The organism is Rhodococcus sp. NPDC004095 (genome assembly GCF_053604015.1).
On sequence record NZ_JBSGGS010000012.1, the window covers coordinates 70,668 to 94,220 of the forward strand.

18 protein-coding genes are annotated in these 23,553 nt (G+C 72.5%); 9 read left to right on the forward strand and 9 right to left on the reverse strand.

Translation table 11 applies throughout. The features are described 5' to 3' along the window. Positions 1-287 precede the first annotated feature (287 nt). On the forward strand, positions 288-869 hold the full coding sequence (locus tag ACWEPG_RS22195; RefSeq protein WP_452595328.1) for a hypothetical protein: 582 nt from the start codon (positions 288-290) through the stop codon (positions 867-869). A 3-nt stretch (positions 870-872) separates the two neighbouring features. On the opposite strand, the gene ACWEPG_RS22200 is transcribed toward ACWEPG_RS22195, so the two are convergent. Further along, positions 873-2,084, reverse strand: coding sequence for a cytochrome P450 (locus tag ACWEPG_RS22200; protein WP_452595329.1), 1,212 nt, complete (start codon positions 2,082-2,084; stop codon positions 873-875). A gap of 225 nt (positions 2,085-2,309) precedes the next feature. On the opposite strand from ACWEPG_RS22200, the gene ACWEPG_RS22205 reads away from it, so the two are divergent. Further along, positions 2,310-2,858 carry a TetR/AcrR family transcriptional regulator gene (locus ACWEPG_RS22205; RefSeq protein WP_452595330.1) on the forward strand — a complete coding sequence of 183 codons (549 nt, stop codon included), beginning with the start codon at positions 2,310-2,312 and terminating at the stop codon, positions 2,856-2,858. 92 nt (positions 2,859-2,950) lie between these two features. Here the strand turns inward: ACWEPG_RS22205 and ACWEPG_RS22210 are convergent, their stop codons facing one another. The 4 genes from ACWEPG_RS22210 to ACWEPG_RS22225 form a co-directional block, all read right to left on the reverse strand. Then, positions 2,951-3,400, reverse strand: a complete 450-nt coding sequence (locus tag ACWEPG_RS22210; RefSeq protein WP_450117012.1) for an MHYT domain-containing protein — start codon at positions 3,398-3,400, stop codon at positions 2,951-2,953. 258 nt (positions 3,401-3,658) lie between these two features. Continuing rightward, entirely contained in the window at positions 3,659-5,119 is a 1,461-nt protein-coding gene (locus ACWEPG_RS22215) for a dynamin family protein (RefSeq protein WP_450117013.1), read from the reverse strand. Beyond that, positions 5,116-6,927: a dynamin family protein gene (locus ACWEPG_RS22220; protein ID WP_452595379.1), complete on the reverse strand. Its 1,812-nt coding sequence runs from the start codon at positions 6,925-6,927 to the stop codon at positions 5,116-5,118. The genes ACWEPG_RS22215 and ACWEPG_RS22220 overlap by 4 nt, the downstream gene beginning before the upstream one ends. Before the next feature lie 120 nt (positions 6,928-7,047). Further along, positions 7,048-10,002 (reverse strand): IniB N-terminal domain-containing protein, encoded by a 2,955-nt coding sequence (locus ACWEPG_RS22225; protein WP_452595331.1) that lies wholly within the window; start codon positions 10,000-10,002, stop codon positions 7,048-7,050. A 324-nt stretch (positions 10,003-10,326) separates the two neighbouring features. Between ACWEPG_RS22225 and ACWEPG_RS22230 the strand changes: the two genes are divergently transcribed. From ACWEPG_RS22230 to ACWEPG_RS22240, 3 genes are all read left to right on the forward strand, one after another. After that, on the forward strand, positions 10,327-12,147 hold the full coding sequence (locus ACWEPG_RS22230; RefSeq protein ID WP_452595332.1) for an Hsp70 family protein: 1,821 nt from the start codon (positions 10,327-10,329) through the stop codon (positions 12,145-12,147). A 39-nt stretch (positions 12,148-12,186) separates the two neighbouring features. Beyond that, on the forward strand, positions 12,187-14,649 hold the full coding sequence (locus ACWEPG_RS22235) for a LuxR C-terminal-related transcriptional regulator (RefSeq protein ID WP_452595333.1): 2,463 nt from the start codon (positions 12,187-12,189) through the stop codon (positions 14,647-14,649). Positions 14,650-14,713: 64 nt separating this feature from the next. After that, complete coding sequence (locus ACWEPG_RS22240) at positions 14,714-15,280, forward strand: NADPH-dependent FMN reductase (protein WP_450117017.1); 567 nt, start codon at positions 14,714-14,716, stop codon at positions 15,278-15,280. On the opposite strand, the gene ACWEPG_RS22245 is transcribed toward ACWEPG_RS22240, so the two are convergent. The 4 genes from ACWEPG_RS22245 to ACWEPG_RS22260 form a co-directional block, all read right to left on the reverse strand. After that, on the reverse strand, positions 15,267-15,791 hold the full coding sequence (locus tag ACWEPG_RS22245) for a nitroreductase/quinone reductase family protein (RefSeq protein ID WP_452595334.1): 525 nt from the start codon (positions 15,789-15,791) through the stop codon (positions 15,267-15,269). The genes ACWEPG_RS22240 and ACWEPG_RS22245 overlap by 14 nt on opposite strands. Before the next feature lie 73 nt (positions 15,792-15,864). After that, complete coding sequence (locus ACWEPG_RS22250; RefSeq protein WP_450117019.1) at positions 15,865-16,668, reverse strand: family 1 encapsulin nanocompartment shell protein; 804 nt, start codon at positions 16,666-16,668, stop codon at positions 15,865-15,867. Then, a complete protein-coding gene (locus ACWEPG_RS22255; RefSeq protein WP_452595335.1) occupies positions 16,665-17,687 on the reverse strand; it encodes a Dyp-type peroxidase in 1,023 nt (340 codons plus the stop codon). The genes ACWEPG_RS22250 and ACWEPG_RS22255 overlap by 4 nt, the downstream gene beginning before the upstream one ends. Before the next feature lie 153 nt (positions 17,688-17,840). After that, positions 17,841-18,365 (reverse strand): nitroreductase family deazaflavin-dependent oxidoreductase, encoded by a 525-nt coding sequence (locus ACWEPG_RS22260; protein ID WP_452595336.1) that lies wholly within the window; start codon positions 18,363-18,365, stop codon positions 17,841-17,843. Between the two features lie 88 nt (positions 18,366-18,453). On the opposite strand from ACWEPG_RS22260, the gene ACWEPG_RS22265 reads away from it, so the two are divergent. The 4 genes from ACWEPG_RS22265 to ACWEPG_RS22280 all read left to right on the forward strand — a co-directional run bounded on the left by ACWEPG_RS22265 (position 18,454) and on the right by ACWEPG_RS22280 (position 23,537). After that, positions 18,454-20,190, forward strand: a complete 1,737-nt coding sequence (locus ACWEPG_RS22265) for an Hsp70 family protein (protein ID WP_452595337.1) — start codon at positions 18,454-18,456, stop codon at positions 20,188-20,190. Positions 20,191-20,287: 97 nt separating this feature from the next. Beyond that, positions 20,288-21,625, forward strand: a complete 1,338-nt coding sequence (locus ACWEPG_RS22270; protein WP_450117023.1) for a S1 family peptidase — start codon at positions 20,288-20,290, stop codon at positions 21,623-21,625. Between the two features lie 248 nt (positions 21,626-21,873). Further along, positions 21,874-23,157: a S1 family peptidase gene (locus ACWEPG_RS22275; RefSeq protein WP_452595338.1), complete on the forward strand. Its 1,284-nt coding sequence runs from the start codon at positions 21,874-21,876 to the stop codon at positions 23,155-23,157. 239 nt (positions 23,158-23,396) lie between these two features. Further along, on the forward strand, positions 23,397-23,537 hold the full coding sequence (locus tag ACWEPG_RS22280) for a hypothetical protein (RefSeq protein WP_450136171.1): 141 nt from the start codon (positions 23,397-23,399) through the stop codon (positions 23,535-23,537). Positions 23,538-23,553 lie beyond the last annotated feature (16 nt).

Here is a 23,553-nt window from a genome sequence, read left to right on the forward strand (position 1 = left end):
TTGTCGTGCTGGCGTTTCTCAGCTTCCTCACCCTAAGTGAGTGGCACAGGCTCAAGTTTGCAATGCCCGGTTTCGGGAGTCAAGCAAAACTTGAGTCATCCACACTCAAGGCTGTCGAGAGGGTCAACGGGCACCCCCGCAGGTTTGTTCCCGGACAGGGCGCTTCATCGCGATGTGATCCCCACCACTCCAGGGGAGGTCGGCGGGAGCGCGGCGCGTGGCCGGATCGGCGGGCGCCCCGGCGTGGATCCTCCGGGACCCGCAGGGCGGACGCCTACGATCCCGGAATGGACAACACAGGCGAGCAGGACCCGGGCGCGACCGGCCACCCCGGGGTCTCGCACCGCCCGCCTCCCCCGCGACCGGAGTTCCACGTCGAACCCCGCCGCCCCGCCACCGGCGACGCGACACCGCGACCGTTGCGGGCGGCGGTCGGGTGCTGGATCGCCTCGCTCGCGGTGCTGATCGGGATCGCCGCCGCCACCGCCCTCGACCTCGCCGACGTCCGCGAGGCCCTCGAGTCGTCGCTCGCCGGGGAGAGCCCGGACACCTCCAGCGCGGACATCGCGGACGCGGTCTCGCTGACGCTGCTCGGCTGCGCGGCGGCAGGCGCGGTGCTGTTCGTGACGGCCCTGATCGGGCTGCAGGTGTTGCGCGCACGGCGGGCCGCCGGCCGGATCGTGCTGGCGGTCGTCGGCGCGGCGTCGGTCGCTGCGGCGTTCGTGTTCTGGTCGCTGCTCGCCGACGCGACGGACGCGACGGGCGGTGTGCTGCAGTGGGCGCCGACGGTCTACGTGCTGCTGGTGATCGCCGGCGTGGCATTGCTCTTCACCCCCGCCGTCACGGACTGGCTGCGCGGGCGGCGCTGACGGTCACACCGACAGGTGCAGTTCGGTGTGCCTGCGCACCAGCAGGCTCGGCGCCCTGGCCGCGTCGACCAGCTCGATGCGATCGCTGCGGTCGAGCAGCATCCGGATCGCGATCTGTGCCTCCGCGCGGGCCAGCGCCGCCCCGACGCAGAAGTGGGCGCCCTTACCGAATGCCAGATGCGCCTTGAGGTTCGGCCGGTGCAGCCGCACGTCGTCCGGATCCTCGAACACCGCGGGGTCGCGGTTGGCCGATCCCCACAGCAGCAGCAGATGATCGTCCGCGGCGAGCCGGACGCCGCCGAGCGTGGTGTCGCGGGTGACATGCCGGTGGTGCCCGCGGAACGGTGACTCGAACCGGAGCACCTCGTCGAGGAACGGGGCGATCAGGTCCGGGTCCGCACGAAGCCGCGCCTGCAGGTGCGGACGGTCGGCGAGCAGGCGGGCCGACGATCCGATCAGCCCGGCGGTGGACTCGCCTCCGGCGCCGACCAGTTGCACCAGGATCAGGACCGCCACGTCCACGGTCAGGGCGCCGGCCGCGCACGCCCCGGCCAGGTCGCCGAGCAGACAATCACGGTTGCCGTGCGGATCATGCTGCGCCCGTTCGAAAGTCGTGTACAGGTGGCCGGTCAGCCGCGCCGCCGCGGCCGTCAGCCGGGGCAGTTCGGCCTCGCCGATCACACCGCTGAGCATCTCCGTGCTGTCGTAGGACCAGGTCAGCAGCTGCGGCACGTCGTCCTCGGGCAGACCGATCAGCCGCGCGACCATGGTCATGGGCAACCGGTCGGCGACCGCGGCGGCCCAGTCGATGCGGCGGCCGTGGAGTCCCTCGTTCCACAACCGGTTCGCGAGTGCGCGCATCTCCGGCTCCAGCGCACGGATCCGCTTGGCCACCAGTGTCGGCAGCACGAGTTTGCGGTGCGCGGCGTGGGCGGGGTCGTCGGCGGTGGCGAGGACGTGAACCGCGCGACCGTCCCCGCTCATGTCGAAGGGCGCCGGCCCGATCGGCCCGTGCGCGAGGGCGCCGGTCAGGTTCGACGAGAAGTCGTCGGTGCGAGTGGTGGCGTCGGCGACCAACTCCGCGGTGGACACCAGGTGGAAGCGGGTACCGGGGATCCGGAACACCGGAGCCTCCCGCCGCAGCCGCGCGTACAGCGGGTACGGGTCGTCGAGCGTCTCCGGGGCGAACACGTCGATCGTCGGTGCGTCGGTCACGTCTGCGGCCCTCCCGTTGTCCTGCGGTTCCGGGCCACCGTGGCAGCCACGGATCGGCACCGTCAAGACCTCGACGGAAAGTGAGAATCCGCGGGACAGCAGGGGCCGCACTGCGTCTCACCGCGGCCGGCGTCCGCGCAGGCCGGGCGCGAACCGGGCTGGACGAATCGGTGCCTGGCGTCTCACACTGAGACGGTTTCGGCACCCGGGTTTCAGGAGATTTCGATGGCGGATCGCACCGACTGGCTCACCGGATCGACCCGGCGGACCGCCGCCACCGAGCGCATTCTCGTCGCCGCGGCGGCGGTGCTCGCCGAGCGTGGATTCGACGCGGTCACGGTCGACGCCGTCGCGGACCGGGCCGGCTGCTCCCGCGCGACGCTGTACCGGCACGTCGGCGGCAGGCAGGCGATTCTCGACGGGGTCCTCGCCCGCGCGGCGACCGACGTCGCGCGTCAGGTGTCCGCGGCGGTCGCCGGACTGGACGGGGCGGACCGAGTGGCGGAAGCGATCCTCACGTCGGTACGGGCGGTCCGCGGCGACGCGGCCCTGCACGGCTGGTTCAGCGGATCGCGCACCCGCGACGTCGACGACCACCTCGCCGGTTCACCACAACTCGAGTCCCTGTCCGCGACACTCAGCGGACTCTCACCGTCCGACGAGGGTGTGCAGTGGACGGTGGGGGTGGTGCTGATGCTGCTGTCCTGGCCGGTGCCCGACCCGGACGCCGAACGCCGGCTGGTGCGGCGCTTCGTGGCGCCGGCATTCGCGTGAGGTCCTGACCGGAAAGGTCATGTTCCTCGCCGGGCAACGAAAGGACGTCGAACGGCGCAACGACGACTACCGGTGCAGTCGACGCGGACCGGCTACATCCGCGCGGGCGTCTCCCACTCGGCGATCTGCGTCTCGAGATCGCGCTCCTCCTGCGTACTGGCAACCATCAGCGCAACGGTCACCGCAGCGAGGACCACCATGCCGATGCCGAAAGCGGGAAACAGCAACGTCGTCACCGACATTCCGGTCGGTTCGGGCGCGCTCGGGTCCACGTGCACCCGCACACCGGCCATCCCGGTGTAGTGCAACGACACCACCGCCAGACCCATCACCAGCGCCGCAGGCACCTGCAGGAACCATCGATTCGCCACCTGCGAGAACCACAACGCCGCGGTCGCGGCGACCACACCTATCACGATCGACGCGATCACCAGGCCCGAATCGTGGTCGATCGAACCCTGGATACGGATCGCCCACATCCCGGTGTAGTGCATCGCGCTGACCGCCGCGCTCATCACGACGCCTGCGAGCACCAGTCGCACGCCCCGACCGCCACGACCTCCCGCGGCGGACCCGACCACCACCAACCCGAAGGAGGTTGCTCCGACCGAAAGGCCAGAGTTCACGAAGATCAGCCACTCGACAGCGAACCCTGAATTGGCATGTGAAACGCTTATTTACCTGAGTGGCAACTGAATTCGGCTGCAGAGTAACACCCATCGCGAGGTAAAGGGTGTGCCACGTTTCGTCCAGGGCGGCGGCTGCTCGACACCCGTCCGGCGCCCTCGGGCAGGACGCGGTCACCGCAGGTCGGCGAGGACCCCTTCGGCGCTGCGGGCGGCGACCGCGCAGGCACGTGCGGTGAACCGGTCGACGAGGGGGTGCTCCGCCCGGGTGCGCCAGTAGCGGACGGCGCCGAGCGCGAGGTCGCGTTGTCGGGCGACTGCGGCATCGGGTTCGAGCCCGAGCCGCGCGGAGGCCGCGATGCCGTACCCGCCGATCAACCGTTGCAGGTGCACGGCGTCGTCCTCCGACAGGGTCAACGGCGTGGACCGGAGCCGGCCGAGGAGGCGAATCTCCTGGAACCCGTGCGCATCCGACAGGGTGCGCTTGACCGCGTCCAGGACCCGCCCCGCGTCGACGCCCGGTTCGACGGCGAGCACCCGCTCGACCGCGAGCAGCGCCGAGTGCGCCTTCAACTGGTCGGCGCGCTGCCCGAACTGGACGTCGATGACCTGGCGCAGTTCGTTCAGTCCGCTGCGTTCGACGAGTTCGGCGGCGAGTGACGGCGAGTCCGCGGTGCCGAGCTTGATCAGCGCGACCGCCAGCCGAATACCGAACAGCCCGAATCGATGTGCGAGCTGGGTGCGGAGTTCGGCGGAGACGGGAAGCGGGCTGTCGGGGCGGGCGAACCGGTCCGCGGACAGCATCGCGACCTGGAGGTCGTCGGCCGGAACGGAGGCGAGCGCACGGAATGCCTCGTACTCGCTCTGCCTCAGGGTGCGGGCACCGAGCGCGAGCAGTCCGGCGACGGGGACGACGGCCTGGCACAGTCCGGTGCGTTCGAGTTCACCGGCGAACCGGGCCGCGACGTCCTTCGCGGACGTCATCGCGTCGATCCGGCCCGCGCCGACCTCGTCGGCCCGGGACACCACGCCGACGACGCCGAGCGGGCCGGACTCGCCGCCGACGTGCGCGCCGATCTGCCCGAGGAACTGCACGTCGGACGCACCGAGGTTGCGCAGCAGGTACACCACCGCGTCCGCCCCGGACGCCCCGCCCTCCGGGGTCAGCATCCGCAGGGTGCGGGCGGAAACGTCCTTCGACAGCGACGAGGTGCCGGGGGTGTCGATGATGGTGGTGTGCTGCAGCGCCCGCGCCGGCCATTCCACCTCGAGCCGGTCCACCTCGGACGCGGTCAGCTCGCCGAGGTCGAAGGTGAGGCTGCCGTCGCGTCGCTGCACCGGCACGTTGACGGTGTGGTCGTGGCCGTACCGGGCGGTGACGGTGGGGGTGGCGCCGCTGCGGTACCACGTCACCACCCGGGTGCACTCGGTGGCGTCGGTGGGAGCGATGTCCTGTCCGACAATCGAATTGAGCAGCGTTGACTTCCCGGCCTTCAGCGAGCCGGCCAGCGCGACCCGCAGCGGCTCCTCCAGTCGGCGGGCGCAGTCGTCGAGTTGGGCGCGCGCACCCGTGCCCGAGACCCCTCGGGCGGCGCCGATCAGGTCCCGGGCAGTGGCCAGCGCAGTGGCGCTCACGCACCGACCTCCGCGACTGCCGCTCGGACGTGGGCGAGGACGCGCATCTGTTCCTCGATCTCGGCGATCCGGCGGGTGCGCTGCGCACTGGCCAGGTTCGCGGCCTCCTGAGCCCCGCGCAGCGACTCGCCGAGCGAGCGCAGCGTCTGTTCCGCGATCGCGGAGAAGTGGTCGCGCAGTGCCCGTTGGATCAGCCGCAGGCGGTCCTTCGACTCCTTGCTCACCTGGAAACTGACGTCGTCGACGAACCGGCGGATGGCCATCTTGGCCTCGCTGCGGCGCTTGAGGACTCGGCCCTGGCGGTCCTCCCGGTACGCCTTGGTGCCGAGCAGCAGACCGGCGCCGACCGAGATCGGGTTCACCAACGCCATGCCCATCATGGTGGTGATCAGGCCGAACATCAGCACACCGCCGTACGAGCCGCGCATCCCCACCAGCACCTTTTGGGTTATGCCGATCCGACCGGACTCCAGATCCGACAGTGCGGCAACGGGTTCGAGCACACCGTCGAGGTCGGCGACGTCGAGGTGGGGCAGCGCGACGGCGCCGGAGTCGGCGAAGTGCCCGGCGACCACCTCCGCCAGCCACACGGAACGGTCGTGCGCCCACACGAAGTTGTCGCCGATCGAGGTGGCGACCTGCTGCTGCAGCCACTCCCCCAACTGCGGCCAGTCCTTGCCGGGGTCGCCGTCGTCGACGGTCTCCTCGGCCTCCCTCGTGACGCGCCGCAACCGGTCGCGCAGGTCGTGGTCGATGTCGGCCGCGAGGTCCGCGATGCCGTCGGCGAGCGTCTGCTGCCACAGCGAGGACTTCTTCTGCAGTTCCTCGGCCACCGCCTTCGCCTTCTGCAGTTCCGCGACGGCCGCGGCGCCCTTGGCCGGATCCCGCAGGGCCGCAAGCTCGCTGCCGAGGGTGAGGGTGAGATGCTCGGCCGCGGACCGGACGTCGAGAGCGACGGACCGGCGGGTGGCGGCCTCCGTGCGAGTGCGCACCTGCTCACGCAGGAAGTCGTACAGTGCGGCGAACCCGGACTCGGCATTCAGGTCCGCATCCTGCAGCCGCAGCGCGTGCGTGCGCAGCAGGGACGACACCGGGATCAGCGGCACCTCCAACCCGGCCCGGTCCAGGTGCCCGTGGTCGGCGTCGACGATCTCCCGCCAGTGCGGGTACAGGTCGGTCTTGCTGACCAGACACGCGACCGCCGGGCACAGTGCACGGACCTGCCGGAGGAACGCCAGTTCGGGTTCGGTGAACTCCTGGCTGGCGTCGGAGAGCACCAGCACCGCGTCGGCCGCGGTGAGCAGGCCGAGTGTGCTTGCCGCGTGCGGATTTCCGTGTCCGCCGACGCCGGGCGTGTCGACCAGGACGAGACCGTCGGCGAGCAGTGGACTGGGCACGTTCACCTCGACCCGCAGCACCTCCCGGCCACCGGCGAGGGGGGTCGTCGGTGTCAGCGCGGCGAGCTCGTCGATCGGGACCGGCACGCGCACCGGGTCGAGTCCGGGTTCGGCGAGTACCAGTTCGGCGGACGGGGACTGCGCGTTCTGCACCACCGTCGCGACGGCGGTCGTCTCGTCGTCGCCGACCGAGCAGATGTTCAGGTTGAGCAGCGCGTTCACGAGCTGACTCTTGCCCTGCTTGAGCTGTCCGACCACGACGACGCGCATCCGGGGGTCGACGAGGCGGCTGCGGGCACCGGCGAGACGGGTGCCCAGGTCTGCGCGGCCTGCGGCGCGGGCTATCGCCCCGACCTCGTCCAGCAGGCCGACGAGCTGCCCCGCAGCAGCGGGGGCCTCGGTGGGCGGCATCGTCGTACCGGATGCGTTGTCCATGAACCCGACTCACACTTCTCTCCGCGAAGACCGGCCCCGCACAACTGTCTACCGTGTGCGGGGCCGATTCCGTTACAGGGACGGGTGCGGGGGCACTCAGTGGTGCAGCGGGTCCACCAGCGAGGTGCCCTCGTCGACGTGCGGGTCGACGACGGTGTGGTCCTCCCCGAACAGGCTGTCGCCGGTGTTCGAGAACAGGCCGCTGTCGGTGGCGGAGGTCTCGGCCCCGAAGGCGTGCGAGGCGTCGAGCGACGTCCACGCGTTGGACGCCCCCGTGGCCGCACCGTGCAGGCCGGAGGTGAGGTCGCCGACGAGGCCGGAGTCGGCGCTCGCGCCGGTCGTCGAAACACCGGATGCAGCAGCGGTTCCCGATCCGCCGGCGTCGACACCGCCCGAACCGGACACCGCGCCCGCACCGGACGCACCGCCCGTCACGTCGCCGGCGAACCCGCCACCGAGGCCCGCGGCCACGTCGAGTCCGGAGGTGAGACCCGCGCCCGCGCCGGCGAGCCCGGACACCGCGCCACCGAGCCCCGCACCTGCGCCGGCGAGACCGGAGACCGCACCGTCGAGCCCCGCGCCCGCGTCGGCGAGACCGGACACCGCGCCACCGAGCCCCGCACCCGCGTCGGCCGCGGTGTGCAGCGTCCCGGAGAGGTCGGTGCCGAGCCCGGTGCCCGCGTCGATCAGTCCCCCGAGGCCGCCGCCGAGGCCGGCGGTGAGCCCCCCACCGAGCCCGGCGAGGGTGTCGATTCCGCCGTTCGCGGCGCCGGTGAGCGCGGTGTTCAGGTCGGCGCCTGCGGTGCCGCCCGCCTCGACCGTGCCTCCCAGCGCGGTGCCGAGGGATCCGGCGAGACCGGTACCCGCGTCGACGACGCCGCCGACGGTCCCGGTCGCACCGAGCAGCCCGTCCAGTCCGGTGGTGAGGCCGCCACCGAGGCCAAGCACGGATTCGAGCGCGGCACCGAGACCGGCCCCGGCCTCCCCGCCCGCGCCGAGGGCGCCGCCCAGCGCGGCGCCGAGGTTCACCCCGGCACCACCTGCGAGATCAAGGTCGGTGGCGAGGTCGCCACCGAGGCCGGCACCGAGCACCCCTCCGAGCGCGGCGCCGAGATCGGATCCGGCCTCGCCACCGACGCCGAACGCGCTCTCGAGCACGCCGACCAGACCGCCACCGGCGGCCGCTTCCAGGTCGACGACGTCGAGGGCACCGTTCAGTGCCGCCCCCAGGTCGCCGGTCAGCGCGCTGTCGACGCCGAGCGCCCCACCGAGCGCGGAGCTGACGGCGCCGCCGAGTCCGCCCTCGGCCCCGAGCAGGCCACCGAGGCCCGCCTCGCCGCCGAGGGCGCCGTCCAGTGCGGTCCCGAGGGCCGCACCGAGCTGGCCGCCGAGTGCGCCGTCCGCGCCGAGCGCGGCGCCGAGAACACTGCTCAGGTCGACACCCACACCGGCGTCCAGGCCGCCGCCGAGCAGACCCGACAAGTCGAGCTCGGTCAGCCCGCCTGCGCCGAGCGCACCGCCGAGGGCCCCACCGAGGTCGCCGACGAGGGTGCTGTCGAGATCGAGCGCACCGCCGAGAGCGGTGCTCAGCGCGCCACCCAGATCGAGGCCGCCCCCGAGCGCGGCGTCCAGCGCGCCGCCGAGTCCGCTGCCGGCACCGAGAGCCCCACCCAGGACGCCGCCGAGTGCGCCACCGAGGTCCGCGCCGATCCCGCCACCGGCACCGAGCGCGCCGCTCAGCGCCGTGCTCAGGGTCGCGCCCAGCCCACCACCGAGGCCGCCGGCTAGGTCCAGCAGTCCGCCTGCGCCCAGTGCCGCGTCGAGTGCCGTCCCCAGCTCCGCGGTCACGCCGCCACCGAGTCCGAGGGCACCGCCGAGCGCACCGGCCAGGTCGCCGCCCAGCCCGAGGGTGCTGTCGAGATCGAGGCCACCGCCCGCGTTCACCAGCGCGCCGAGCACGCCGCCGAGCGCACCACCGAGGTCCGCGCCGATCTCGCCGCCGGCACCGAGCGCGCCACCGAGTGCGGTGCTCAGTGCGGCGGTCAGGTCGCCGCCGAGCGCGCCACCGAGGTCACCCGCGACGTCGAGGACCCCACCGACGCCGCCGCCGAGCAGGCCCGACAGTTCGGCACCGAGTCCGCCGCCCAGGCCGAGGGCGGTGTCGAGCGCACCACCGAGGACCGTGGACAGCTCGCCGCCGACGCCGAGCGCACCCCCGAGAGCCGCCCCCAGTCCGGCTCCGAGGTCGAGTCCACCGGTCAGTGCGGACGCCAACTCGGCGCCGATCCCGCCGCCGACGCCGACGGCCCCGCCGAGGACGCCACCGAGCGTGGCACCGAGGTTCGCGCCCAGGTCGCCGCCCACGCCGAACGCGGCTCCGAGCACCGAACTCAGGTCCAGATCACCACCGAGACCGAGATCGATGTCGGTGACCGCACCGAGCGCGCCACCGAGGGCCGCGCCGAGGTCGGCCGTCAGGTCGCCACCGACACCGAGGGCGCCGCCCAGGGCGGCGGCGACGGAGGTTCCGAGGTCGAGGGCGCCGCCCACGTCCAGACCACCACCGAGCCCGCCGGACACGTTCAGGGCCGCACCGAGCGCGGCACCGAGATCGGCACCGATCTGGCCACCGATCTGCAGGGCCGCGCCGAGCGCCGCGCTGAGCGCGGCACCGAGATCGGCACCGAGGTCGAGACCGCCACCGAGGTCGCCGCCGACCGCCGCACCGAGGCCGAGCCCCGCGCCGGCACCCAGCCCAAGGCCGCCGCCGAGGCCGGCTCCCAGACCGCCGCCCAATCCACCGGCGAGGGCCCCGCCGAGCGCGCCGCCCGCGTCACCGCCGGCAGCGAGGATGCTCGTCAACTCGGTGCCGGCGCCGGCGAACAGACCGGACTCGGCCACCAGCGGCGCCACCGCGGCGATGTCGGCGTGGCAGACGTCGCCGAGGCCGGCGGCCGCGAGCACCGCGTCGGGGTTCGCGCAGTACGCGGCCCGCGCCTCGTCGTCGCGCAGCAGGCTGAGGATGAAATCGAGCAGCGCATTCGTGGCCATGTCGGACTCCTGACGTGTCGGTGGAGCGACAGCGCGATCCACATGGAAAGTGACCCTTCCGACGCTAGGCAGCGGCCTGCGCCTGCCCAACGGGGTCAACTCCCCCCTTTGCGCGGGCCGCCTGGGGGCGGGGGACATAGGGGATCTCGACGGTATAGGGGAAAGGTCCCTCAACTGCGGATATGGGCGTGCAATCGGTAACGGAACCGGCTTTTCTTACGACAGAGCAAACATCGGCGACCCCGTGTGGCCGCCCCCTGGGACCCCGGAATCGGCCCCCTCGGGGGCGCACGGACGACCGCCCCAACGACACGGGAGAAGACCATGGCGACAGGACTCGGACTGACCGTCGGTTCGATGCATGCGGTGGCCGTCACCGACATCACCGCACACTCGGACGGCACCGCCGCCCACCCGGACGGCACCGCCGTCGTGCACTCGGACGGCACCGCCGTCGTCGCGCCGACCGCACTGGTGCTCGCCGACGACGGTGCGACCCTGCTGCCTGCTTCGGGCCACCCGCACGGGGCCGTGGTCACGGGGTACGCGAACCGCGTCGGTGACCCGGTGGCGTTGATCTCCGACGACGGCACCGCGCACACCGGCGAGGACCTGGTCGCCGCCACCATGCGCAGCCTCGCCGATTCGCTCCCGGCCGCGGATGCCGTCGTCGCCGCGCACCCGGCTGCGTGGTCCGGCTACCAGGCCGACGTCCTCGCCGCCGCTCTGGACCGCGCCGGCCTGCCGGACGTCACCCTCGTCCCCGAGCCGGTAGCGGCGCTGGCCTGGCTGCAGCGCACCCGCCCGGGATCGGCCGACGCGCCGGTCGTGGTCTACGACCTCGGGGCGGGCTCGCTCGACGTGACGGTGCTCGGGCCGGGCGAGCACCCCGAGATCCTGGGCACCCCGCTGCGGTCCGAGGACTATTCGGGAGCCGAGTTCGACCACGCCACAATGCGTTACGTACTCGATGGGATGGCGGGCGGCACGGACGGTCTGGACCCGTTCGACCCCGCGTCGGTGGCCGCGCTGACCGAGCTGCGGTCCCGGTGCCGGACCGCGAAGGAGGCGCTGTCGTCGGACACCGCCACCGTCATCACCGTCGACCTGCCCGGGATGCACAGCGACGTCCGGTTGGTCCGCGAGGAGCTCGAGGACCTGATCCGCGAACCGCTCGCCGATTCGGTGAACCTGGTGCACGAGGCAGTACGCGGCGCCGGCCTCGAACTGTCCGACATCGGGCTGGTCCTGCTCGTCGGCGGCAGCTCTGCCATCCCCCTGGTCACCGAGCTGCTCTCGGCGGCACTGCGATTGCCCGTGGTTGCGGATACGAACCCGGTGTCGACCTCCGCGGCCGGGGCGGCGATGCTGGCATCGGATCGGGCCGCCGCGACGCCGGCGGCCCGCGACACGGCCGCGTTCGCTGTGCTCGGCGCGGCGCTGGGCGACGAGGTCGCCGCCCCGACCGCACCGACGCCCGTCCCCGTCGCCGCCTCCCGCAGTGCCGGGGGGCTGAGCACCGCGAAGAAGGCGGGACTGGTCTCCGCGGCCGCCGCAGCGATCGTCGCCCTCACCGCAGGCGGCTTGTCGCTGGGCACCGGCACATTCTCCTCGACCGCCGATTCGCAACCCACCAGCGGCGTCACCGCCCCCCGGACCTCCGCCGGAACCGGTGTTCCGGAATCGGTTTCGAACAGCACCACCTCCGGGGCCACCCCCGGATCGGTCGCGGCGGACCCGACCGCCGCGACCGCGAACGGCTCCACCGCCGCCCCCCGCGCGGCGCAGGCGGTCACCGTCGCCGGCACACCCGGCGCACCGGCCCCGGCACCCGCGCCCCTCCCCGGTGAGCAGTCCGCGGCGGCCGCGTCGCCCGCACCGGCCCCCGCTGCTCCCGAGGCGCAGAGCCCCGCGCCCGCACCTGCTCCGGCTCCCGCACCCGCCCCCGGGGGTGGCGGCGGTGAGGTCGCGACCGGTGTCGGCCAGGGCGTGGGCGAAGCCGCCAGCGGCGTCGGCGCGGGCGTCGGAGAAGTGGTGGGCGGAGTCGGCCAGGGCGTCGGGGGCGTCGTGAACGGTGTCGGGGGCGTGGTCGGGGGTGTCGGCAACGCCGTCGGCGGCGTCGTCGGCGGACTGCTGGGCAACTAGGACACGGCGAGTACGAGAGAAGACGTGAGGGAGACGAGAATGCCGGCCCAGTTGACGCGTCCCGCGCCCGCTGTCGCGACACCCGCCGTCCGGGCCCTGCTCGACGGCATCCGAACCGGACACCCGCACCTGCTGGTGCGCGGGGTCTCGGGCACCGGGAAATCGGCCCTGCTTGCCCTGGTGCGCGAAAGGGTTCCGGGGCCGGTCCTCACGACCACGACCGTCGATCCGGATCCGGGCAGCGCGGTGGTCGTCGACGACGCGCACCTGTTGCCCACCGCGGCGCTGGATGCACTGACCGCGCTGGCCGCCCGCCCGGACGTGACCGTCGTGGTCGCCGCCGAGCCCCGTACCGCCAATCCCGCGCTGCGCACCCTTACTGCGGCACTCGACGGCACCGTGCCGTTGGGAGTCCTGACCACCCGGGAGATCGCGGCACTCGCGGAAACCGTTCTCGGAGCGTCTCTTCCGAACCAGCTCGTGGGTCTGATCCATCGCCTGACCGGGGGGCTGCCGCGCTACGTGGACGCGACCCTGACGGCCCTGAGCGGCGCGCCGGCCCCGACCGGGGCGGACCGGACGATTGCGTCCGCCGTCGCCACCTGCCACGCCGAGGTGCTCGCCGGGCTCGACCCGGACCTGCTGTGCGCGTTGACCGTTGCAACCGTCGGCGCCGGACTGGACGCCTCCGAGTTGTCCCGAACGCTCACCCTGAGCGCGGACGCAGGGCGGGACCTGGTGGACCGGGCCCGCGGCTGCGGCCTGCTGCAGCAGGCCGACACGCTGCTGGCCTCGGCGTGCGAGCCACTGCGGACGGCACTGGGACCGCAGCGGGTGACCGCGCTGCACGTGGCGGCGTTGCACGCCAAGTGCGACCTCGGCACCCTGGACGTGGCGGCGGCCCGCGCCTTCGCGGCTGCCGGCGTCAGCGACCCCGTGCTGGCCGAATTCCTGTGCGCCCAGGGCGACCTCGCCCGGCCACGGTTGGCCACCGCCCTCTACGAGGAGGCGGTGTGGGCGGGCGCGGACGCGGATGGGCTGGCACTGCGCCGGGCCGAGGCCGCAGCCCTGGCGGGCGACCTCGACACCGCCGCCCGCCTCGCGGACACCCTGCTCGAGCGGGCAGCGGTCACCCCGCCGGCGGACCTCGCCGCCGCCGTCCGCGTCGCGGCCGGCGTCGCCGCGCACCAGGGCATGCTGGTGCGCAGCGCCGACCTGTACGAGTGGTTGGGCCCGGACCGGATGGGCACCGACCGGCCGATCGCCGAGATCGTGCTGCTCGCGGCCGGACGCCCCGAATCGGCGGCCGCCGCCGCACGCGGGGTCACGGACGCCCCTCCCACGTCGTCGACGGCCGCGGAGGCCCTGCTCGCGCAGGGGCTGCGACAGTCACTCGACGGTTCCGCCCCGATCGCGCTGAACTCCCTCACCCGCGGGGTGTCCCTGTCCGCCAACGTGTCCCGCGCCCGCCTGCTGCCCGACAGCGGCGCGGCGCTGACCGCGCTCGCGGCGCTGCACTGCGGCGAACTGGGCCGCGCCCGGTCCGTGCTGGCACGCGCGGTGGAGACCGACGTCGACGGAGACCTCGTCCGCGACCGCCACCTGCTGTTGACGGCCTGGGTGTCGATGCTGCAGGGCGACCTGGATGCGGCCGCCCGTACCGTCGACACCCTCGACGCGACCGGGTTGCGCCCCCGCGACGCGCTGTTCGCGGCCGCGCTGCGGGTCGGCATTGCCCGCCGCACCGGCGACATCGGCTCGCTTCGCCAGTCCTGGGACGGCGCCCAGACCGTGGTCGCGGAGCACTCGGTGGACCTGCTGAGCCTGCTTCCGCTGGGCGAACTGTGGCTCGGGGCAGCACGACTCGCGGAGACCGACCGGGTGGCGCACCTGGTGGACCAGGCGCGGGACCTGCTGACCCGACTCGGCGAGCCGACCCTGTGGGGCGCCCCGCTGCACTGGTACGGCGTACAGGCCGCGATCCTCACCGAGTCTCCCGCCGACCTCGTGCCGCACGCGCACGCACTCGGTGTCGCCGCCGAAACCAGTTCCCATGCCGCGGGACTCGCTCGCGCGGGCCGCGCCTGGCTCCGGGTGCTGCAGGGCGAGACCGACGCCGAGGAGGTGGAGAAGGCGGCCGTGGCACTCGGGACGATCGGGCTGCCGTGGGACGGCGCGCGACTCGCCAGCGAGGCCGCGTTGCGGGTGACGGACACCGCGACAGCGACGGCGCTGCTTCAGGTGGCGCGGTCACTGCGACCAGTTCCCGCACCGGTGGGCGCCCCGGCGGCCACGCGGGAGATGGGTGCCACGCTCACCGAGCGCGAATCCGACGTCGCGCGCCTGCTGGTGACGGGGTTGACCTACCGGGACATCGGGGCACGGCTGTTCATCTCCGCGAAGACCGTCGAGCACCACGTGGCCCGGATCCGGCGCCGTCTCGGTGCGCAGTCGCGGGCGGAGATGCTCTCCATGCTGCGGGCGATGGGGCACGGCGCGTAGGCTCGGACACCGTACTGAAGGTGGTATCCGAAGTTCCCGACGTGATCGGCGAAAGGCGGCCCCGATGTCGTACCAGGTTGGCGTGTTCATCGGCAGTCTGTCCAGGGTGTCGATCAACCGCAGGCTCGCCAAGGCGCTGCACCGGCTCAGCACCGACACCAACCTCGAGCTGCAGGAGATCCCGATCGGGAATCTGCCCCTCTACAACCACGATTACGATGCCGACTACCCGGCGGAGGGTGTCGCGTTCAAGAAGTCGATCGCTGCGGTCGACGCGCTGATCTTCGTCACCCCCGAGTACAACCGGTCCATCCCCGGGTCGCTCAAGAACGCGATCGACTGGGGGTCGCGGCCATGGGGCCAGAACTCGTTCGCGCACAAGCCGTCCGCGGTGATCGGCACCTCTCCCGGCAAGATCGGCACCGCCGTCGCCCAGCAGCACCTGCGCAGCGTTCTGTCGTTCGTGAACTCCCCGGAACTCGCCCAGCCCGAGGCGTACATCCAGTTCACCGAGGGCCTGATCAACGAGGACGGGGAGATCACCGACCAGTCCACCGCGGCGTTCGTCACCGACTGGCTGAAGAAGTTCGAGGACTTCGTCTGCAAGGTCGTGAGCGTCAACCCGAAGTAGGGCCACCGTCGCCCACGAACTCGAGCACCATCACGGGGATCCGGCGGCCTGCGGCCCGTTCGGCGTAGTGGGCCCGGCCCGGATAGACCTCGAGGTCGCGCGCCCAGAGCCGCTCGCGTTCGGCTCCCTCGACCTGGTGGGCGCGCACCGGCCGCGGCGACCCGCCCACGACCGTGACCGTTGCGGCGGGCTGCTTGCGGAGGTTGCGGTACCAGGCCGGGTTCCCGGGCCGGCCGTAGTTCGATGCGATCACCACCAACCGGTCCCCGTCCGGCACTCCGAGGAGCGGCACGGTGCGCGGGGCGCCGGTCCGGGCACCCGTGGCCGTCAGCATCACCACCGGCAATCCGGTGAGCAGGCTGCTCAATGTCGTTCGCCCGTGGGTCATTCGGAACACCGGGCCGTCGATGCGGTGGAGCGTCCGGGCATACAGCCACGACATCGGTGCCGTCGCGCCGGACGCGCGCACGGCCCGCTGGAAGAGGTTCGCGTCCCGATAGGTGCGCGCCATCATCCGACGCTAACACCGTCCCGACCCGATCTGAAGACCACAGCCCCCTCGCGCACGGTGTCGGCCCGTGGCCTCACGGGGCGAGCACCACCGCCGCCTCCGCCGTCAGCGACGAAAAGGTCAGCGACTCCTCGAGATACAACGTCACCTCGGTGGCGGTGTGACTGTCGTAGCCGATGGACAGGTCGACGCCGAGGGTCAGCTGGTTGTCGCCGCCGCGGGTGGACAGGACGTACCCGCCCTGGACGGCCGGCGCCCAGACGATGTCGTCGACGAGGTCCTTGAGGTGGTGGAAGACGGGATGTCCCTCGTCGCGGGTCTCGCTGACGGCGGTGTACGCGTCGGCGTCCAGCACCACCGCGTACGGTCCCTCGACGCCGGCCAGCCGCAGCGCCGTCAGCGCCGAGACCACCGCGTCGGGTACCGCCAGCGGGTCGGTGGGGAGGGCGAGCACCGGGTTGGACGACGACGGTCCGAGTCCGCGGATCCCGGCCTCCTCGTATCCGGCGAACACCGCGCGGTCCTCGGCGAACGCGATCGCCTTGGCCGCGTCCTTGACCGGCTGCCAGTCCGAGTCCAGTGCGCCGCGCTCGACGTCGTCGATCTCCGCGCGGCTGAGTGTGAACGGGAAACGCAACTCGACCAGCGGGTGCACCTCGCGCAGCTGCGCGCGAATCCGCTCGTCGGACACACTGATCGACCTGACCCTGCCGAGGTTGTGCGCCGAGTACGCGTAGCCGTGCGGCCCTGTCACGTCCACCACGCGCCGGCCCGCGACGTGGCGTTTGAACGTGCGGGACGCCTCCTCCCCGATCTGCTGCCACGCGGCCGCGGTCACGGGGGCGAGCTGGCGGTGGAGGTTGGTCGAGTCGGTCATTGGGTCACTCCTTTGAGGTCTCCGATGTCGAGGGAGAGTGCGTACCGGGTCGGGGTGTCGGCCGGCACCGCCTCCGCGGCCGTGGGCTCGGAGGTGGCCAGGGATTCGAGAAGATCGACGCTCGGCACGAAGAACAGCGCCCCGGTCGTCGCCACCGAGAAGTCGAGGATGCGGTCGTGGTTGCCGGGCGGGTCGCCGAGGAACATGTGCCGCAGCATCTCCTCGGTGACCGCGGGCGAGCGGGCGTACCCGATGAAGTAGGTGCCGAACTCGCCGTCGTCGAGACTGCCGAACGGCATGTTGGCGCGCAGGATCTCTCGTTCGGTGCCGTCGGCGTCGACGAGCGTGTTCAGTGCCACGTGCGAGTTCGACGGCTTGTCGTCCAGTTCGACGTTGTCGAGCTTGGTCCGGCCGATCACCCGCTCCTGCTCGTCGGAGGACAGGGCACCCCATGCGTCGAGGTCGTGCAGGTACTTCTGCACGATGACGTAACTGCCCCCGGAGAATTCGGGATCCTCGTCCCCGATCAGGGCCGCGGCGACCGCGCCCGTGCCGCTGGGGTTCTCGGTGCCGTCGACGAAGCCGAGCAGGTCGCGGGCGTCGAAGTAACGGAATCCGCTGACGGCGTCGACCACCGTGGCCGAGCTCCCGAGCGCGGAGCGGATGAGCCGCCCCAGTTCGAAGCACAGGTCGGCCCGCGACGCCTGGATGTGGAACAGCACGTCCCCCGCGGTCGCGGGGGCCTGGTGCACGGGACCGCACAGCGGAACGAACGGGTGCAGTTCCGCGGGCCGGGACGAGCGCCCGAGCCGGTCCCAGAACTCGGAGCCGACGCCGACCACGCAGTGCAGCGAACCCTGCTGGTCCCGAAATCCGACCGCGCGCACCAGCGCTCCCACGTCGGCGGCCACCGCGGCGACCGCATCCGCGTCGGCCCGGTCCGGTCCCGCGGTGATCATGAGGAACAACGCGGCCACGTCGAGCGGCCGCAGAAGCTGCTGGGGAACAGGCACACTCATCGATGCTCCAAGGTCGCGGGCCCCGCTTCCTCCCACGCGCGTACGACGGGTGCATCAGAGCCTAGGCCCGCGGACCGGTCCCCGCTTCCCGAAGCAAGCGCGGTGGAGCGGGATTCAGAAGAGATCGATCGGCATTCGGGACGGTCGGCACCGTCACTCCGGCGCCCGACCGCCGACCGACTCGAGCACCATGATGGGTATCCGCCGCCCGGTGACCTGCCGCTCGTAGCGGGCCCACGGCGGAAACGTCCGCACGCCGAGTGCCCACAGGCGATCGCGTTCGGCGCCGACCGCCTCGTGGGCCCGCACGGCCCGCGGCGGGCTGCCCGCGAGGGTCATGGTGGCGTCGGGGCATGCGCGCAGATTGTGGTACCAGGACGGGTTGGCCTGGCGGGCATAGTTCGATGCGATCACCACCCACCGATCGCCGTCCGGCAGCCCGAGCACGGGCACGGTGCGGCGGACCCCGCTCCTGGCGCCGGTGGTGGTGAGCATCAGCAACGGAGATCCGCTGAGCGCCCCGGACACCGTCTTGCGGCCGTTGGTCAACCGGAAGACCGCGCGGTCGATGTGGTGCCATCGCAGCACCCTGGTGTTCGCCCACGCCACCAGCCGGGTCTCGGAGGTTCTGCGCATCAGGCGCTGGAACGCGGTCACATCCCCCTGGGAACGCGTCATCATTCAACGCTAACGCGGTGACCTGCACCGGGGAACCCTCGGCCGCTACTCTGACCCGTCGGGCACACGGACAGAGGGGACACGAGAAATGGCGGTCGGGCACGGTATCGGCCTCGGCGTCGGCGACACCGAGGCGATCGCGGTCGTGCAGTCCTCGGACGCGCCGCTGACCGATCCGCCGGTGCTGGTGGAGCCGGCGACCCTGCGGGTGTCCGCGACCGCGGCGACGCTCGGCGCCCCGGCCGGCGAGCCGGGCGTGCTGAGCGGGTTCGCCTCCCGCGTGGGCGACCCCGACGGCGTCACCGCCGCCGACGGCACGGTGTATCTGGCCGAGGATCTGGTGGCGACCGCGACGGCGAGCCTGCTCGCGACGGCGGTCCGGCAGTTCCCGGGCCTGCCCGCCGACCCGACCGTGGTCGCCATCCACCCGGCCCGATGGGACGACACGACCGTCGCCGCACAGCGTGCCGCGTTCGACCGGGCCGGGCTTGCTGCGGTGTCGCTGACGCCGGACGCGGTCGCGGCGGTGCGCTGGTTCGAGGCGGCGCACGGCGCGACGGGAGAGTCGGTGGTCGCGGTGTGCGATTTCGCCGCCGCCGGGCTGACGGTCTCTCTGGTTCGGACGGGCGCCGAGCCGCGGCTGCTGCCGCCGTCGACCTTCTCCTCTTTGTTCGGCGGTGACAGCTTCGACCGCACGATCGCCGAGCACGTCCTCGGCACCGCCGCGGCGGACCTCGGCCCGCTCGACCCGGCCGATCCGGGCGTCCGTGCCGACGTCGAACGGCTGCACGTGGGGTGTCGCACCGCGAAGGAACAGCTGTCGACGATCGACGAGACGACGATCGACGTGACCGTCGGCGGTGCGGCAGCCGCGGTGACGCTCACACGAGCCGACCTGGACGAGATGTTGCGGGGGCCGCTCGAGGGTGCACTGTCGCTGGTCGAGGAGACGCTGCGTGCCCACGAACTCGCGCCGTCGGCACTGCACACCGTGCTGCTGACCGGCGGGGGCGCCGCGATGCCCCTGCTGTCCGAGTTGACCGGTGCGTTGCCGGCGCCGGCGACGGTCGCCCCGCACCCGAATGTGGCAACGGTGCAGGGCGCGGCGATTCTCGCCGCCGGCGGTGCCGGTCGGTCGGGTACCGCGGGCGGTGCCGGCCAGTCGGGTACCGCCGGCGGTGCCGCTCTCGGCGCGGCCGCTGCGGTCGCGTCGGCGGGCCCCGGTGTCGACGTCAGCGGGGATGCGGACACCGACTCACTGCCCGTGGTACCTACCCCGGCGACGCCGACGGCGTTCACCGAGGCCGGACCCGGCAGCACGGTGCAGCCGGCGGCGGCGGTGACACCGGCCGCGCCGGCCCCCGCACGCAATCGGCTGGTCATGGTTGCCGCCGGGGTGGGCGCGGCGCTCGTCGTGGCGGCGATCGCCGGTGCGGTGACGATGTCGCGCTCGGGTGACACCCCGGGCACCCCGCTGCCGCATCTCGATCCGCTCACCACGTCGGCGCGGGCCGTCACGACGACGCGGGCGACGACCCCGCCGCCGGTCGCGACCACCACCGAGATCGAGGTCGACACCGTCACGCCGACCACGGCGCCGCCGACCCGGACCGCCGCGCCGGTGACGACGACCGTGGCTCTCCCGCCGCCGGTGGCGACCACGACGCGTCCGGTGACGACCACGAAGACCACAACCGAGCCGGAGGACACCACCCCGCCGGAGGAGACCACCACGACGGACGACACGACGACGACCACCACCACCACGACCACCGAGCCCGAACCGGAGCCGGAACCGGAGACCGAAGGCACCGAGAATCCCTGACCAGGAACTCTGCCACCTGCGACTAAGGACACGACCCGACGGTTTCCCCTATGGTGGGGCGCGCTCCCCCGACCGAACCGCCTCCAGAAGGGTTTTCATGCGTCTGCCGCTGGCGCTGCGCGCCGCCATCCTGGCCTCTGTCTCACTGCTCCCGGTCAGCGCGCTCGCGCACGCCGCGCCGCGTGAACCCCTGGTGACCGAGAAGCAGGTGCAACAGCTTCCCCCCGAACTCGTCGAGGCCATCGGCCGGGACCTGAAGCTGACGCCGCAGCAGTACCTCGAGCGCGCCGAACTCGCGCAGCGGCTGGGCACCTACGCAGACGAGCTGAGGGCATCGACGCCGCACACCTTCGCCGGGACGTGGATCGCGGCCGACGGGCGGCCGGTCGTCGCCGTCACCTCCACCGAGGCGGCGCGGAAGGTGGCCCTCGACGGGTACGACACGCACATCGCGGCGGTGTCCGAGCAGCAGCTCGAGGGTGCGCGGGCGCAGCTGAACCAGTGGATCACCGCACTGCCGAAGGACGTGTCCTCGCAGATCAACTCCACGTCGATCGACGTGCTGAACAATCAGGTCGTCATCGACGTGGTGAACAGCCCGGTCGGACAGGCGCTGAACCTGCCGACGCTGCTCGCCGGCCTGAAGGTGATCCTCTCCCCCGACCGCGGCGGCCCGGTCGATCCGCGCCCGCAGGGCGGCGACACCTACGTCACCACCGCACGGCCGCTCACGGCGACCACACCGCCGGAGGAGATCGGGGTCTGCTCGTTCGGCTTCAACGCCGTGGGCGGCGACGGCGCCTCCTACAACCTCAGCGCCGGGCACTGCGACCCCAGCCAGGAGCAGGCCGGCGTTGGCGCCGGGTCCCCGGTGTACGTGCCGAACGCGACGGAGGTGGGCCGCAGCCCGCAGGTCGGCACGTTCGAGCACTCCGAGATGGGCATCGACGCCGACGGCCTCGACTACTCGGTGATCAAGCTGAACCGCGCCGGGGTCGAGGCGGGCCTCGACCAGCCGACCGTCCGCGGCGCGAACGGGACCACCGTCAAGGTCACCGGCACCGCCCGCCCGGTGGTGGGCGCCCCGATCTGCAAGTCGGGTCAGTCGTCGACGTTCACCTGCGGGATCGTGCTCGCAGACTCGGTGGACGCGCCGCTGGAGATGATGGACGGGTCCACCCGCCTGGTCCGCGGCTTCGCGGGGTCGACCTGCACACTCAGCGGCGACAGCGGCGGCGCGATCCTGACCGGCACCCGCGCGCTGGGCATCACGTCCGGCTCGAACGCGAGCGGCGCCCCGAACTGCACGGAGGCGAACCTGGTGCTGGCTCTCGACGGCGGTACCGCGAGCATCGGCATCCCGATCGAGAGCATCGTCGACCGCGCCAACGCCACCCTCGGCCACGACCTGCGGGTGCGGGTGGAGGCGGCCTGACCCGCAACACCCACGCACGGCACGAGCGGCCGCACCGGATCGATTCCGGTGCGGCCGCTCGTGGTTTCGCCCCTGTCCACGGCATTTCGGACATCTGATCCGGACATCCCGGCCGAATTGGGTGAGACGGTGCGGCGACCCCGTCGCAGGCCATATAGTCATGGGCATTCGACTCGGCCGCCGAGCGCGATCGGGTCGTGTCCTCATGCCCAACGGCATGCCCGCGTGCCCCGACCCGGAAGGTCCCCATGCGCAGCATCCGCGCGCGCCGCGCCGCGATGATCGGCTCGGCCGCCCTGCTCCTGCTCGCTCCCGCTTTCGCTCACGCCGACCCGGCTCCCGAGCCGGTCACCGCCCTCCCCGAGGATCTGATCACGGCGGTGCAGCGCGATCTGGGGCTCAGCCCGCAGGAGTACCTGGCGAAGGCGGAGGCCGGCCAGAAGCTGGTCACGTTCGCGAACGAACTGCGCGCCAAGTTCCCGGACACCTTCGCCGGTGCCTGGCTGGATCCGAAGGGCACCCCGCTCATCGGTCTGGCGTCCGGCCCCGACGCCGACGCCGCCCGCAAGGCCGTCGAGGAGGCCGGGTACACGGTCAAGGACCTGCCCCGCAGCGAACGCGCCCTGCAGGATCAGCTGACGAAGGCGCAGGACTGGATCTCCACGCTGCCGCAGCCGCTGTCCGGACTGGTTAGTGGTGCCGCCGTCGACGTCGTGAACAACAACCTCGTGCTGCGGGTGTCGGACACCGTCAACGTCGCGGGCTTCGAGATCCCCGACTTCCTGCAGGGCGCGGTCCTCGCGCTGCAGCCGGCGCTCGGCTCGGTGGCCCCGGCGGCCGCGGACAACGGCGGTGCCCCGGCGGACGCGATGTTCGGTGGCGACTCGTACGCCGCGGAGAACTCGGCCGGCGCGTTCCGCTGCTCCCTCGGCTTCAACGGCACCGACGGCTCCGGCAATGCGGTGAACATCTCTGCCGGGCACTGCGACCCGAACCGCGGCGCACCCGGCACCAACGTGTTCCAGATGCCCAGCGAGGGCGTCTTCGGCGCGCACATCGGCACATTTGCCCGCACCAACCTCCAGGGCCTGGACTACTCGATCATCCGCATCGACAACGACGCCGCCCCCCGATTCCAGAACAACCTGGTCCGCGTCCCCGGCCGCTCCCCGCTGCGCATCACCGGCACCGCCGACCCCGTCGTCGGCGCCCCGGTCTGCAAGTCCGGCCTGACCACCGGCTTCACCTGCGGCACCATCAACGCCGTGAACCAGACCGTGGACGTCGGCACCCGCACCCTGCGGGGCGGCTTCTCCGCGAACATCTGCGCCCTGCAGGGCGACAGCGGCGGCACCATCGTCACCGGCGACCGCGCCCTCGGCATCTCCAGCGCGTCCAACGTGGGCGACCTGAAGTTCTGCGAGCTCGCCGCCGTCGTGACCACCGTCCTCGGCGACAGCCCGCAGCTGTTCGCGACCCCGGTCAACGCGATCCTCGGCGCCAACCCCGGGCTGAAGGTCCGTACGAGCTAGACGCACCTCTGCTCCCCCTGTGCGGGGCTGTCGTCCGACCGGACGACAGCCCCGCACAGTCGTTTTCGGCAGGGTTGCGGGGTAGCGCCACCGGCACCGGATCACGCACGGTAGGATGCTCGAAGTTGTTGCTGGGGAATCTTTTTCGCACCGACAACAAACGAGGGACGAACTGACTGGGGGGATCCAGTCGGGCAAGCCGCCGGCCTCCTGGTCGGCCTACACGACGAGGAAGTGCCATGCTCGCAGACATCGCCGACGCCACCACCCCCGACGCCGGAACCGGATCCGATTCCGGAGCCGTCCTGGGGCTCGTGATGAAGTCGGTCGGCTACATCTTCACGATCGCGACGAACGCCGGCGGCGCCGGACTCTCCTGATCCACCCCGTCGGGGC